14 protein-coding genes are annotated in these 13,370 nt (G+C 68.3%); 8 read left to right on the top strand and 6 right to left on the bottom strand.

The window, feature by feature from the left end; genetic code table 11:
* Window positions 1–344: 344 nt before the first annotated feature.
* The 4 genes from sp36 (at window position 345) to AC0Z36_RS28220 (ending at window position 2,778) form a co-directional block, all read left to right on the top strand.
* Window positions 345–506 (top strand): Sp36 family protein, encoded by a 162-nt coding sequence (gene sp36, locus AC0Z36_RS28205; protein ID WP_485465905.1) that lies wholly within the window; start codon window positions 345–347, stop codon window positions 504–506.
* A complete protein-coding gene (locus tag AC0Z36_RS28210) occupies window positions 503–967 on the top strand; it encodes a RidA family protein (RefSeq protein ID WP_485465906.1) in 465 nt (154 codons plus the stop codon). Before sp36 ends, AC0Z36_RS28210 begins: the two co-directional genes overlap by 4 nt.
* Window positions 968–1,180: 213 nt before the next feature.
* Window positions 1,181–1,501: a helix-turn-helix domain-containing protein gene (locus AC0Z36_RS28215; protein WP_485465907.1), complete on the top strand. Its 321-nt coding sequence runs from the start codon at window positions 1,181–1,183 to the stop codon at window positions 1,499–1,501.
* A 5-nt stretch (window positions 1,502–1,506) separates the two neighbouring features.
* A complete protein-coding gene (locus AC0Z36_RS28220; protein WP_485465908.1) occupies window positions 1,507–2,778 on the top strand; it encodes a type II toxin-antitoxin system HipA family toxin in 1,272 nt (423 codons plus the stop codon).
* Between the two features lie 290 nt (window positions 2,779–3,068).
* Here AC0Z36_RS28220 and AC0Z36_RS28225 read toward each other — a convergent pair whose 3' ends face one another.
* Window positions 3,069–3,695 (bottom strand): AAA family ATPase, encoded by a 627-nt coding sequence (locus AC0Z36_RS28225; protein ID WP_485465909.1) that lies wholly within the window; start codon window positions 3,693–3,695, stop codon window positions 3,069–3,071.
* 80 nt (window positions 3,696–3,775) lie between these two features.
* Between AC0Z36_RS28225 and AC0Z36_RS28230 the strand changes: the two genes are divergently transcribed.
* Complete coding sequence (locus AC0Z36_RS28230) at window positions 3,776–4,669, top strand: NUDIX hydrolase (RefSeq protein ID WP_485465910.1); 894 nt, start codon at window positions 3,776–3,778, stop codon at window positions 4,667–4,669.
* Window positions 4,670–4,693: 24 nt separating this feature from the next.
* Window positions 4,694–5,509, top strand: coding sequence for an MBL fold metallo-hydrolase (locus tag AC0Z36_RS28235; protein WP_485465911.1), 816 nt, complete (start codon window positions 4,694–4,696; stop codon window positions 5,507–5,509).
* A 48-nt stretch (window positions 5,510–5,557) separates the two neighbouring features.
* Here AC0Z36_RS28235 and AC0Z36_RS28240 read toward each other — a convergent pair whose 3' ends face one another.
* Complete coding sequence (locus AC0Z36_RS28240; RefSeq protein ID WP_485465912.1) at window positions 5,558–6,232, bottom strand: Crp/Fnr family transcriptional regulator; 675 nt, start codon at window positions 6,230–6,232, stop codon at window positions 5,558–5,560.
* A 237-nt stretch (window positions 6,233–6,469) separates the two neighbouring features.
* Here AC0Z36_RS28240 and nth point away from each other — a divergent pair, with 237 nt between their 5' ends.
* Entirely contained in the window at window positions 6,470–7,345 is an 876-nt protein-coding gene (gene nth / locus AC0Z36_RS28245; RefSeq protein ID WP_485465913.1) for an endonuclease III, read from the top strand.
* On the top strand, window positions 7,342–8,079 hold the full coding sequence (locus AC0Z36_RS28250; RefSeq protein ID WP_485465914.1) for an NUDIX hydrolase: 738 nt from the start codon (window positions 7,342–7,344) through the stop codon (window positions 8,077–8,079). The genes nth and AC0Z36_RS28250 overlap by 4 nt, the downstream gene beginning before the upstream one ends.
* Window positions 8,080–8,758: 679 nt before the next feature.
* Here the strand turns inward: AC0Z36_RS28250 and AC0Z36_RS28255 are convergent.
* The 4 genes from AC0Z36_RS28255 to nhaA all read right to left on the bottom strand — a co-directional run bounded on the left by AC0Z36_RS28255 (window position 8,759) and on the right by nhaA (window position 12,974).
* A complete protein-coding gene (locus tag AC0Z36_RS28255; protein ID WP_485465918.1) occupies window positions 8,759–9,943 on the bottom strand; it encodes a MarP family serine protease in 1,185 nt (394 codons plus the stop codon).
* Between the two features lie 114 nt (window positions 9,944–10,057).
* Window positions 10,058–10,978: an alpha/beta fold hydrolase gene (locus AC0Z36_RS28260; protein ID WP_485465915.1), complete on the bottom strand. Its 921-nt coding sequence runs from the start codon at window positions 10,976–10,978 to the stop codon at window positions 10,058–10,060.
* Between the two features lie 104 nt (window positions 10,979–11,082).
* Window positions 11,083–11,499 (bottom strand): phage holin family protein, encoded by a 417-nt coding sequence (locus tag AC0Z36_RS28265; RefSeq protein WP_485465916.1) that lies wholly within the window; start codon window positions 11,497–11,499, stop codon window positions 11,083–11,085.
* 143 nt (window positions 11,500–11,642) lie between these two features.
* Window positions 11,643–12,974, bottom strand: a complete 1,332-nt coding sequence (gene nhaA / locus AC0Z36_RS28270) for a Na+/H+ antiporter NhaA (RefSeq protein WP_485465917.1) — start codon at window positions 12,972–12,974, stop codon at window positions 11,643–11,645.
* Window positions 12,975–13,370: the final 396 nt, after the last annotated feature.

Below are 13,370 nucleotides of genomic sequence, written 5' to 3' on the forward strand. Positions count from 1 at the left end.
CCCGGGCGTCACCCTCCCGCCCCCGTCGCTGGCGCTCCGGGGTCGCTCGGCGCCCGCGCGTCGCCCGAAAAGCTGCGTTGACGCGGGCTCCAAGCCCGGGCGTCACCCTCCCGCCCCCGTCGCTGGCGCTCCGGGGTCGCTCGGCGCCCGCGCGTCGCCCGAAAAGCTGCGTTGACGCGGGCTCCAAGCGCGGGCGTCACCCTCCCGCCCCCGTCGCTGGCGCTCCGGGGTCGCTCGGCGCCCGCGCGTCGCCCGAAAAGCTGCGCCCTCCGGGCGCGCTCCCTCGCTTCGCTCGGTAGCCCCTCGCGGGAAGTTGCTGTGCGAATCACCGTAAGGTCTCTCCCATGAAGAAATGGGAGTACACCACTTTCCCCCTGCTGATCCACGCGACGAAGCAGATCCTCGACACGTGGGGCGAAGACGGCTGGGAGCTGGTGCAGGTTGTGCCCGGCCCCAGCGGCACCGACAACCTGATCGCCTACATGAAGCGCGAGAAGCAGGCGTGAGCACGCACCCGGAGGCGAAGCTCGCCGAGCTCGGCCTGAGCGTCCCGGAGGTCGCCGCACCGGTCGCCGTCTACGTGCCGGCCGTCCGTACGGGCAACTACGTCTACACCTCCGGCCAGCTGCCGATGGTCGACGGCAAGCTGCCGCGCACCGGCAAGGTCGGCGACGAGGTCACCCCCGAGGAGGCCAAGGAACTCGCCCAGCGCTGCGCCCTGAACGCGCTCGCCGCGATCAAGGCCCAGATCGGTGACCTGGCGAACATCGTCCGGGTCGTCAAGGTCGTCGGCTTTGTCGCCTCAGCCCGGGACTTCACCGGTCAGCCCGCCGTGATCAACGGTGCCAGCGAACTGCTCGGCGCGGTCTTCGGCGAGGCCGGCGTCCACGCCCGCAGCGCGGTCGGCGTGTCCGTGCTCCCGCTGGACGCCCCGGTCGAGATCGAGCTGATCGTCGAGGTCGTCTGACCGGGTGTGACGCTTTTCAGGCCCGACCTTCGTACGGAGGTCGGGCCTGAGCCGTTTTCTTAAGTGTATTTATTCAAGCTTTGAAATGCGCTAGCCGCCCGCGCGGTCGATCTTCGCTCTTAAGTATGAAACTTTAGGCTTTAAGGGTGTGACTGCCGCTGAATTGGCATACGGTGGCGCCAATGCTTGTAATTCAATGCTTAGGTGGCGAGGGTGGCGGCAGGAGAACCACGGAAGCGCGGCTCCCGGACTCCGGGTATATGGGGGGAGCTGGGAACAGCTTTGGCCGCCCGGCGTCGTGAACTGGCGCTGACCCAGGCTGACTTGGCCGACTTGGCCGATGTCTCCCTCCCTACCCTGCAAGCCATGGAAGCCGGGCGCTCCGCAGCCCGTCTCGACTCGTTGTACCGGGTGACGGATGCGTTGGGACTGGCTTTGGCTGTCCTGCCGGTCCCGTTGGCACGTGGACTACCTCCGGACCAAGTGGTGATCCTGCGCCCGCGGGGCGAATCCTCCGAGAAGAACCAAAGCTGAGAGGCATGCCGGTGGTGGATCCGCATCTCGATCGACCACTGCTGGATGATCTGCGTCGGGTGGAGGCGGCAGATGTGTACAAGGGGGACCGGCTCGCCGGCCGGTTGGTGAGAGAGGGGGACGACACTGTCTTCACCTATGAAGACCGGTATCTGGACTCGTCGGACGCACCGGCCGTCGCTTGGACGCTCCCCAAGAAGGACGGGGAAGTACGGGCGGCTGCCGGGTCTGTTCCGCCGTTCTTTGCCGGCTTGCTCCCTGAAGGCGCCCGGCTCCGCGCCGTGGTGACGGCGACCCGTACCAGCGAGGACGATCACCTCACTCTGCTGATCGCTGTGGGAGGCGACGCGATCGGGGACGTAAGAGTCGTGCCGGCAGGTTCATCCATCCCTGCCGCGGAGCCGTCCGTCGATGAACGAAGTCTGGCCGGGGAGGCGTTTGCGGAAGTCTTCGCGCGCGCTCTTGCTGTTGATGCGGAAATGCTCGAACGTGTCGCGCTGCCTGGTGTCCAGGCGAAGGTATCCGCGGTGATGATCTCTACGCCGGTGGCTACGGACGTGGGCCCTGCGATCCTCAAACTCAACCCACCGCACGGCTACCCCCGGCTGGTGGAGAACGAGAACTTCTTTCTGTCGATGGCTGCGGACTGTGGTCTTTCCGTCCCCGAGCATCGACTGGTTCATGACCGTGACGGTAATGCCGGACTGCTGATCTCCCGCTTCGACCGGGTTCCCGACAGTGGCCTGTGGCGAGGTCTGCCGCAGGAGGATGCCTGTCAGGTGTCGGGCGTCTATCCGGCCTCGAAGTACCGGCTGAAGACCGAGGACATCTTCCGGATCTTCGGTGAGGTTGTCGCAGCGGGGGGAGGATCCCGGCCTCTCGCACTGCGACGGCTGTTGGAGATCACCGCCTTCAGCTACCTCATCGGCAACGGCGATCTGCACGGGAAGAACTATTCGGTGCGCGCGGAAGCCACGAGCGGCAGATGGGAGGTCACTCCCGCCTACGACTTGCTGACGACCCAGCCCTATGCCGGATGGCGTGATCCGATGGCGCTGCCCTTCTACGGCAAAGCGAACAAACTGACGCGCAAGCACCTGCTCGACGCGGTCGGTCGTGTGGGGCTCTCGGAGCGTGCCGCTAGCCGTGTCCTGGACGGCCTCGTGGAATCGGCCCCTGGCTGGATCGATCGGCTGGGGGAGATCGGTTTCGAGGACCGCGCTACCGACCTGCTGGCCGGGCTGATGTCGCAACGTGTCGCAGAACTGAAAGGTTGATGTCAATTCGGGTGGCCAGGACGAAGTGTCCGCGCTCCCGCTGGACGCCCCGGTCGAGATCGAGCTGATCGTCGAGGTCGTCTGACCTGCTGTGACGCTTTTCAGGCCCGACCTTCGTACGGAGGTCGGGCCTGAGCCGTTTCTCAAGCAGTCAGGGACTGAAGGGGCTCAATCACCCAAGGCTCTGAGGGCGGAAAGTTAGACTGACTCGACTTAGTCGAAGTCGAGTCAGTCGAATTTTGCTGGTGCTGGCCGAACGGTGTTTTGTCCGTCATGGCGGTGATGGTGGCCTATCGCCGCCAGGCCGGGAGTAGGTCTTCGGGCCCGATTGCCGTGACACCTGTGACGGAGACTCCGCTGCGGGCGACCGCCAATAGTGGAGTGCTGTCGCCGGCCCCCGGAAGTTGACTGCGGTGCACGATCAGTTTCCCGAGGTCATGCGCATCGAACGGCCGGTCGTAGTTGTTGATCGCCTCCATCATCGCGAGGTCGGAGCCGACGACGAGCAGAAGCGTGGACCGCCGGGACAGTTCCCGGTCGAACAGTTTCTGCAAGGTGCCTTCGAAACTCGGGTCGTGCTCGATGAGGTAGGGCATCTCGTCGAGGACCACGATGCTCGGTCCGTCTTCGGGAAGCGCGGTGGCCAGAAGGTGCAGTGCCGCATCCCAGGAACGCAGGGTCACGTCTTTGAACGCATCGGATCCTGGTAGGTCCGAGGCCAGGACGGCTTCGCTGAACAGTTGTAGGTCCGCACCCTTGGTCGACCGGGCGGATGCGGTGAAGAACAGTGACGGTAGTTTCGCCCGCTCGATGAACTCTTCGGCGAGACGGGACTTACCGACGCGGCGGCGACCGCGCATGAGGACAGCGCGCCCGGGGCGTCCGGCGCGACCGCCGGCCTCGACACGGCGCAGCATCTGCGTCACCTGTGAATCTGGCGTAGTGCCGCCTCCCCATGCCCCTTGATCCCTACGCCCAGCTGCGTACGCTCCGAGTTATGACTGCCACGGGGAGCCCCGGAAAACCAGCCGCCATGCCACTGCCCGCCTCCTGGGTCGAGCGCGCCCGCGCGCTCATGGACGGGAGCGCCGAGCCGGTCGAGCCGAAGCGGGCGGCCACCGTTGTGCTGCTGCGCGAGCGACCGGGCGGGCCGCAGGCCTATCTCCTGCGGCGGCACACGACAATGAAGTTCGCCGCCGGGATGTACGCCTTCCCCGGCGGCGGGATCGACCCCCGCGACGCCGACCACACGCCGGCCTGGGCCGGGCCGACGCCGGCCGAGTGGGCCACGCGTTTTGAGGTGACCGAGCCGGAGGCCCGCGCGGTCGTGTGCGCCGCCGTGCGGGAGACCTTCGAGGAATCGGGCGTCCTGCTGGCCGGGCCGTCCGCAGCGGAGATCGTCGCGGACACCACCGGCGACGACTGGGAGACCGACCGGCGGGCGCTGGTCAGCCGGGAACTGGCGTTCGCCGAGTTCCTGGAGCGCCGCAGCCTGGTCCTGCGCTCGGACCTGCTCGGCGCGTGGTCCCGCTGGGTGACCCCGGAGTTCGAGCCCAAGCGCTACGACACGTGGTTCTTCGTCGCGGCCCTGCCCGAGGGGCAGCGCACCCGCGACGTGTCCGGCGAGGCGGACCGGGTGGTGTGGCAGCGGCCCGCCGACGCCCTGGCCCAGCACTACGCGAAGGAGATCGCGATGCTGCCGCCGACGATCGAGACGCTGCGGAACCTCGCGGAGATGAAGACGACCGATGACGCCGTACGGGCGGCATCCGGCCGGGAAATCAAGCTGATCATGGCGCGTCCGCGCTTCGACGGTGACCGGCTCGTCGTTGAATGGCCCGGGATCTCCGACCCTTTCGGGCAGAACACGAACCCCTACGACCAGAGTTGACCCTCAGTCAGGGAGCATGGAGCCATGGAGTCCTTCCGCATCCCCGGTGACCCGCGCCAGGCCGTCGCCGGCCCCGCGAGCGAGCGGGCCACGTGCGTCCTCGCGCCGAATGCCAGCCCGATCACCCTTGACGGCACCAACACCTGGATCGTCGCCGAACCAGGCTCGGACCTGGCCGTGGTGATCGACCCGGGCCCGGCCGACGAAGGCCACCTCCGGGCAGTGCTCAGGACGGTCGAGGAGCAGGGCCGCCGGGTCGGGCTGACCCTGCTGACCCACGGGCACGGGGACCATTCGGACGGCGCCGCGCGGTTCGCGGAACTGACGAAGACGTCCGTACGGGCCCTGGACCCGGCCCTGCGGCTCGGAAGCGAGGGTCTGACCGGCGGGGATGTCATCCGTACGGGCGGACTTGACCTGCGCGTCGTGTCGACGCCCGGCCACTCGTGGGATTCACTCTGCTTCGTCCTCCCGGCCGACAGGGTGGTGCTGACCGGCGACACGGTCCTGGGGCGGGGCACCACGGTGATCGCACACCCGGACGGGAAGCTCGGGGAGTATCTCGCCTCGCTGGCGGACCTGCGGGCGCTCATCGAGGCCGGCGAGGTCGACAGGGTGCTCCCGGGGCACGGCCCGGTCCTGGAGGACGGGCGCGGCATCGTGGAGTTCTACCTGGAGCACCGCGCGCAGCGGCTCGACCAGGTGCGTGCGGCGGTGGCGCTGGGTGACAGCACGGCCCGCGAGGTCGTCGAGCGGGTCTACACGAACGTCGACAGGAACCTGTGGTGGGCAGCCGAGATGTCCGTGCGCGCCCAACTGGACTACCTGCGCGACGACTGATGGGCCTGTGCCGCTTGTCAGCGGAACAGGCCCATCAGGTCGTACGGACTACCGGCTGCGACGGCCGAGACGCTCCACGTCCATCAATATGACGGCGCGTGCCTCAAGGCGGATCCAACCACGGCCGGCGAAGTCGGCCAGGGCTTTGTTCACCGTCTCGCGGGAGGCGCCGACGAGCTGCGCCAGCTCCTCCTGGGTCAGGTCGTGACCCACGTGGATGCCGTCCTCGGCGGGGACGCCGAAGCGGCGCGACAGGTCGAGCAGCGCCTTGGCGACCCGGCCGGGAACGTCCGAGAACACCAGGTCGCCCAGGGACTCGTTGGTGCGGCGGAGGCGTCGGGCTATCGCCCGCAGCAGCGCGGCGGCGACCTTCGGGCGGCCGTTGAGCCACGGCTGGAGGTCGGGGTGCCCGAGGCCGAGCAGGCGCACGTCGGTGAGTGCGGTCGCGGTGGCGGTGCGCGGTCCCGGGTCGAACAGGGACAGCTCGCCGAACATCTCACCGGGGCCGAGCACGGCGAGCATGTTCTCCCGGCCGTCGTTGGAGCTGCGGTGCAGCTTCACTTTGCCTTCGATGACGACGTAGAGCCGGTCGCCCGGGTCGCCTTCGTGGAACAGCGAGTCACCGCGTTCGAGCGATACCTCAGCCATCGAGGCGCGCAGCTCCGCGGCGTCGTCGTCCTCAAGGGCCGCAAACAGCGGTGCCCGCTGCAGAACGTCGTCCACGAGGGGATCCTTCCTTGGCCGACTGTGGTCAACAATCATGATGCCGGACGGTGAAACAGTGCTATCAGTCACAGTCTGACTTATGGACTTACGGCCCATAGCTCCGGGGTGGCGTGGATCACTTGCCTAGTTTGTCCGGATGCACCGGATATATAACATACGTCACCGTACGGATGCGTACGGTGGCTGGATCCGCAGGAAGGCTGCGCAGTGTGTCCGGGTGCGTACCCTGGCCCGGTGCCTCGCAATACTTCTGCCGCTGATGCGGCCAAGAGCGCCGTGACCGCACCGGCGCCGAAGACGGGCCGAAAGTCCCAGCCCTCCCCAGTCGAACATCCCGGCACTGAGAGCCGTCCGGCTCTGGTGCGCCGGGCCCGGAAGATCTACCGGGAGCTCGGCGCGCTCTATCCGTACGCCCACGCCGAACTCGACTACGGCGACGCCTTCGAGTTCCTGGTGTCCGTAGTGCTGTCCGCGCAGACCACCGACCGCCGGGTCAACCTGACGACCCCGGCGCTGTTCGCCCGCTACCCGGACCCGGCCGCGATGGCGGCGGCCGAACCGGCCGAGCTGGAGGCGCTGATCCAGCCGACCGGGTTCTTCCGGGCCAAGGCCAGATCGCTGCTCGGGCTCTCCCAGGCGCTCCTGGAGCGCTACGACGGTGAAGTCCCCGGCAAGCTCGAACAGCTGATCACCCTGCCCGGTGTCGGGCGCAAGACCGCCAACGTGGTCCTCGGCGAGATCTTCGGCGTGCCGGGCATCAGCGTGGACACCCACTTCGGCCGCCTCGCCCGCCGCTGGAACTGGACGGCCGAAGACGAACCGGAGAAGGTCGAAGCCGTGGTGGGCGCGCTCTTCCCGCGCAAGGACCTCACCGAGCTGTCGCACCGGGTGATCTTCCACGGGCGCCGGGTCTGCCACTCCCGCAAGCCCGCCTGCGGGGCCTGCGCGATCGCTCAGCTGTGCCCTTCGTACGGTGCGGGTGAGACCGACCCGGACAAAGCGGAGAAACTGCTCAAGTATGAACTGGCGGGCGAGGCCGGCCAGCGGCTGCGTCCGCCGGTCGACCTCGCCGCCGAGGTGCGGAAACTGCAGAAGGGGACCGCAGAGTGACCGTGGACACCGGAGTGCTGCCCGAACTGCCCGACTGGCTGCTGCCCGTCGCGGCGGCCGCGGCCCGGCTCGAACCCGAACAGCTCAGCCGCTTCCTGCCGCCCGCCGACGGCGGCGGTCGGCACTCGGCCGTGCTCATGCTGTTCGGCGAGGGCGCGCAGGGCCCCGACGTGCTGCTGCTCGAACGGGCCCACACACTCAGGTCGCACGCCGGACAACCGGCCTTCCCCGGCGGCTCCGTCGACCCGGGGGACGGCGGCCCCGCCGGTACGGCGCTCCGGGAAGCACAGGAGGAGGTCGGCCTCGACCCGGCGACGGTCAGGGTTTTCGGCGAACTCCCCTCGCTCTACATCCCGGTCAGCGACTTCGTGGTCACCCCGGTGCTCGCCTGGTGGCGGGACGAGCACCCGGTCGGCCCGGTGGACGCGGGAGAGGTCGCCAGAGTGGTCCGCATCCCCGTCGCCGACCTGGTGGACCCGGCGAACCGGGCCCGGCTCAAGCACCCCAGCGGGCACCTGGGCCCGGCTTTCCTCGTGGCGGGCCTGGTCGTCTGGGGCTTCACCGCCGGGCTGCTCGACCGGGTGATCCACCACGCGGGCTGGGAGCAGGACTGGGACCGCGCCCGTGAGGTGGAACTGAGCCCGGCGATGCGGCAGTTGCTGCGCCGTGGCGACCGCCCGGCGGAGGATGTGGCCTCGGAACCGGCTCCGGAGTCGGCTTCGGAACCGGCGTGAGCGTGGCCTGCTGACCCGCTGGAGCGCCCGCGGTCCGGGCCGGCGCCGCGCCAACCGGCCTATCCGGTACGGGTGCACCGGCGAACGCATTGGTCCGTACGTGTGGTTATCGCTCAAGGTGTGGGGGTAGGCGACCGAGTATGAGCCGGACGTTCTACCGCACCCCATTCGATGGCGCAGACGGTGTTTTCGACAGCCCGGGGGGGCGCGGCCACGGCCGGGTCCACGCCCCGGCGGGCCCTGGAGTCGAAATCCAAACGCCGGGGTTGCTGCGCATACTCCGGCGTCGCGCCCGCTGGATCGGGCTGCGCCTGAAGCACTCGCGCTGAGGCTGGGTTTTTTGCCCGGCACGCCAATTTCACGATCGTGTACGGATGCACTGCCGCTGCGGCTGCGCATCCGTACAGTCATGTCCGGACAGCATCGGCAGGGGACCCGCGGTCCGTCAGGACCAGTGGCGTCGAGGGCTCTGACCCCGATGATTTCCACAGGCTGAGCGGCGGTTACCCACAGGAGTTATCCACAACCTGTGGAGAACTCCTGTGTAACGCGGGTCTGCTGACTGTCCGTCAAGAAGGGTTGTGCGGCAACTGGTCTAACCATCGCCCGAATTCACCCCTTAAGTGGACATCTCGCAGTATAAATTAGAGCATTCAGCTCTACGGCCGGGGTCTACCAGTCACATTGCGCAACTCTGAGTATCCACAGGCTTGGTGGCCAGCATGCCTGCTTCGGCGTCGGACCGCACTTCATCCACAGTCAGTGCGTAACCGGTGAACTCATCGTCCAGCGACTTCGCGAAAATGACCCCGTACACCTTCCCCGTCGGGGAGATCAGCGGTCCGCCCGAGTTGCCCTGCCGCACCTTCGCGTAGAGGGAGTACACCTCACGCTTGACCGTGCCGCGCTTGTAGATGTCCGGGCCACCGGCCCGGATCTCCGCGCGCACCCGGGCGGGCTCCACATGGAAGTCGCCGTTCTCCGGGAAGCCGAGCACGATCGCGTCGGACCCCGCGTGTGCCTTCGGCTCGAACTCCAGCGGCGCGGCCTTCAGCCCGGGCACCGCGAGCACCGCGATGTCACGCTCCCAGTCGTAGAGCACGACCTCCGCCGCGTACTCCTTGCCCTGCCCGCCGACCTGCACAGTCGGCTTCTTCACCCCGCCGACCACGTGGGCGTTGGTCATCACCCGCTGCGGCGCGTACACGAACCCGGAACCCTCGATGACCTTTCCGCAGCTCTTCGCCGTACCGACGACCTTCACGACACTGCCCCGGGAGCTCTGCACGGCCGGCGAGGCCAGCAGCTTCGGGTCCGGCGGCGGGACCTGCGGGATCTTCTCGTCGACGAACGGGCTGAACACCTGCGGGAAACCGTTGCGGTCCAGCAGGTTGGAGAACGAGGAGAACCACGTGTTGGCGTCCTTGGGCAGCACCTGCTGCACACCGCCGAGCACCTCGGAGTTGCGCACCTGCCGGGACAGCGTCGGCATCGACGACCCGGCCACCGCCGAGCCGATCAGCCACACCACCAGGAGCAGCGCGGTCACACTCACCACCGCGCCACCGGCCGCGTCGACGCCCCGGGCCGCCTTCGACTCCAGGTGGTGCCGCAACCGCCCGCCGGCCGCGGCGAACAGCGCCTGCGCCAGCGTGGCGAGCACGAGCACCACACAGATCGCGGCGATCGACGGGCCCAGACCCGGATCGAAGCGCTCCAGGATGCCCGGCACCAGCCACATCCCGAGCATGCCGCCGCCGAGGAAGCCGATGAACGAGAGGACACCGACGATGAAGCCTTGGCGGTAGCCCGAAAAGGCAAAGGCGATCGCGGCGATCAGCAGGATGATGTCGAGCACATTCACACTGGTCACATTCTCATGCGGACCCGGGCGATGTCCCAGGTCGGCGCTACCCGGAGACGATCGGCGCAGACCCGGGTCACCCTCGTAGAGGGACTGTTACACGCCCAGACCGCCTCAGCGGTCCGGCTCAGGGTCCTTCAGCCAGCCGAGGAGCTCCGTGTTGAACGTCTGCGGCACTTCCTCGTGCGGGAAGTGCCCGACGCCCTCAAGGAGCCGCCAGCGGTACGGAGCGGTGACGTACTGCCCCGACCCGACCGCGGTCTGCGGCAGCACGACAGGGTCCAGGGCACCGTGCAACTGCAGGGTGGGCACGTCCACCGGCGTGCGCATCCGGTGGGTGTACTGCAGACCGTCAGGACGCGGTACGGAGCGGAGCATCCAGCGGTAGTACTCGATCGAGCAGTGCGCAGTGCCGGGGATGAGCATCGCCTGCCGGTAGCGGTCCACGGTCTCCGCGCTCGGCTTCACCGCACCCGACCAGTCCCGCACGAACCCGCCCACCTGGGCCGCTTCGTCCCGGACCAGCCGTCGTTCGGGCAACCAGGGCCGCTGGAAGCCGAAGACGTGACTGGACGCGGCCATCTGCCGCCGGTCACTCAGCAGAGCGCTGCGCAGGCGGCGGGGATGCGCCATGGAGACGGTGACGAGACGACGGACCAGCTTGGGCCGCAGCACGGCGGCCGTCCAGCCGAGCAACGCGCCCACATCGTGGCCGACCACGGTCGCGTCGGGCTCGCCGAGTGACCGGATCACCCCGGTGACGTCCAGGGCCAGGGTCACCGGGTCGTAGCCGCGGGGGGTGCGGTCGCTGCCGCCGTACCCGCGCAGGTCCATGGCCACCGCGCGGAACCCCGCGTCGGCGAGCGCGGTCATCTGGTTGCGCCAGCTCCACCAGAACTGCGGGAAGCCGTGCAACAGCAGCACGACCGGCCCCTCGCCCGTCTCGGCGAGGTGGAACCGGGCTCCGTTCGCTGCGATGTCGCGGTGGGTCCAGGGGCCGTCGGCGTACACCACGCCGGTCTGCGGAGCCGTCATACAGGCAGGCTTGCACAGCCGGGAGCGCGAAGCCCGCGCGGCGTTCCGGCGCGGACGGATGGATCAGGCACGATTCGGCAACATCCGGGGCCCCCGGGTTCCGGTCAGCCCCGGTTCTTGAGCGTGGACATGGTGTCCTTGGCCGTCCGCAGGGTGCGCTCCGGCGGCCGGACCTTCTTGAACGACTTGATGCCGAACAGCACCAGGAGCGCGACGAGCAGCAGGTAGAACCCGCCGACGATCAGGAAGCTCCAGAACAGGTTCAGCCCGGCCCAGTGGATGCCGTACACCAGCGCGAAGCTCAGGAAGATGAACGCGAACACGCCGACGAACGCGGCGAGGATGAGCGCGGCACTGCCCTTGGCGCCCTCGATGGCGTCCACTTTGAGCTCGCGCTTGGCCAGCTCGATCTCACTGCGGACGAGCGTGGACATGTCCTTGGACGCCGAGGAGAACAGCTGGCCCAGCGAGCGGGCGTCGGCGGGGGCGTCCTGCCGTACGGACCTTTCGGTGCCGGGCATTTTGTTCTCCTTGTAATTCGGGTGCTGCGGCGGCTGTACATGAGCACAGGTTGTATATGAGAACCGATCATGCCGTGCCCCGCCGGAGCAATCCAGCGGGGCACGGATGTGTCTCAGGTACAGCTGTGGTGTATGGGCCGACCTTACGGTTTGCCGAAGGGGTTCTCCTCCGGCTCCCGGCCGATCCTGGCCACTTTCTGGAGGGCGGCCTCCTCCTCGTAGCAGTCGGGGATGCCGTCGCCGTCGGAGTCGAGGTTCTCGGCCTCCCACAACTGGCGGTACTTCTTGTCCCGCAGCTTCAACAGCACCGCCGCGACCGTCGCGGAGATCAGTGAGCCCACCAGCACCGCGGCCTTGGCGTGCTCGCGGACCACCGGGTCGTCGGGGAAGGCCAGGTCGCTGATCAGCAGGGACACCGTGAAGCCGACGCCCGCGAGCACGGCCACGCCGAACACGTCGGCCCACTCAAGCTCGCTGTTCAGCTCCGCCTTGGTGAACTTCACCGCCAGGAACGTGCCGCCGAAGATGCCGACCATCTTGCCGATGAAAAGACCGCCCATGATGCCCAGCGAGGTGGGCTCGGAGACCATGTCGCCCAGCGCCGACCCGGACACCGCGACGCCCGCGGACAGCAGTGCGAAGACAGGCACCGCGAAACCGGCCGACAACGGCCTGATCGCGTGCTCGACGTGCTCGGCGGGGGAGTTGTCCTCGTCCTTGTCGGGGTGGACCCGCATCAGCAGGCCCATCGCCACGCCGGCGACGGTGGAGTGGACGCCGCTCTCGTGCATGAGCCCCCAGATGACCAGGGCGAGCGGCACGTAGAAGTACCAGCCGCGGACCCGCTTCTTCTGCAGCCACCAGAACAGGACGAGCAGCACTGCCGCCCCGGCCAGCGCGAGGCCGCTGAAGCCTTTCCCGAAGAAGACCGCGATGATCAGGATCGCGCCCAGGTCGTCGACCACGGCCAGGCTCAGCAGGAAGGCCCGCAGCGAGGACGGCAGGTTGGTGCCGACGACGGCCAGGACGGCGAGCGCGAATGCGATGTCGGTGGCGGTGGGGATCGCCCAGCCGTCGGTGTTGCCCCCCGCGTTGACCGCGAAGTAGAAGAGCGCCGGTACGGCCATCCCGCACACGGCGGCCACGACCGGGAGGGCGGCGGCGGCCGGGCTGCGCAGCTCACCGACCAGGAGTTCGCGCTTGAGCTCGATCCCGGCCACGAAGAAGAACACCGCGAGCAGGCCGTCGGCCGCCCACTTCTCCAGGCTCAGGTCCAGGTTCAGGGCAGACGGGCCGATCTTGAACTGACGCAGGTCGGTGTACGCGTCGCTCCACGCGCTGTTGGCCCAGACCAGTGCCACCACCGCGGCGATCAGGAGCAGCACGCCACCGACGGTCTCCGTACGCAGGGCGTTGGCGACGAAGTTGCGCTCGGTCAGGGTGAGTCTGCCGAGGAACTTGCGGCGCGACGTCAACGGGGCCTCCAGGTCGGTGTGGTTCGTACGCGCGTTTACCGCGTAACGAAACAGACAAAACGGAACAAGCGAGACCAATGACGTGCGACAGCGTCATGACCGCTTCAGGTGTTCCGTGCCGACCAGGCTTCCCGGCATGCTCCCGAACGGGAGCCCAGTGACCGGTCGCCCCAACGTAAAGGGCACGAAAAAGCCGCCCCGGTCGCCGTCAGTATATCGACAAGGCGGCTTCCGGGGCGGTGATCTTCCGATACTGGGCAGGCTGAGCCTCTTCGGGGGTCGACCCCCCGGGCCCCCGGGTCACCCCGCGTGGTCACGGAGCCGGCGTCGGCCCAGCCAACTGTTTCGTGCTGTGTCTGCCCGGGGGTCGACCCCCCGGACCCCCGGCGGACCACC

The organism is Kitasatospora sp. UYEF31 (assembly GCF_057291755.1).

Coding starts and splice junctions, on each gene's coding strand:
- sp36 (WP_485465905.1), top strand. CDS start 345: ATGAAGAAATGGGAGTACACCACTTTCCCCCTGCTGATCCACGCGACG.
- AC0Z36_RS28220 (WP_485465908.1), top strand. CDS start 1,507: ATGCCGGTGGTGGATCCGCATCTCGATCGACCACTGCTGGATGATCTG.
- AC0Z36_RS28225 (WP_485465909.1), bottom strand. CDS start 3,695: ATGCTGCGCCGTGTCGAGGCCGGCGGTCGCGCCGGACGCCCCGGGCGC.
- AC0Z36_RS28230 (WP_485465910.1), top strand. CDS start 3,776: ATGACTGCCACGGGGAGCCCCGGAAAACCAGCCGCCATGCCACTGCCC.
- AC0Z36_RS28235 (WP_485465911.1), top strand. CDS start 4,694: ATGGAGTCCTTCCGCATCCCCGGTGACCCGCGCCAGGCCGTCGCCGGC.
- AC0Z36_RS28260 (WP_485465915.1), bottom strand. CDS start 10,978: ATGACGGCTCCGCAGACCGGCGTGGTGTACGCCGACGGCCCCTGGACC.
- AC0Z36_RS28265 (WP_485465916.1), bottom strand. CDS start 11,499: ATGCCCGGCACCGAAAGGTCCGTACGGCAGGACGCCCCCGCCGACGCC.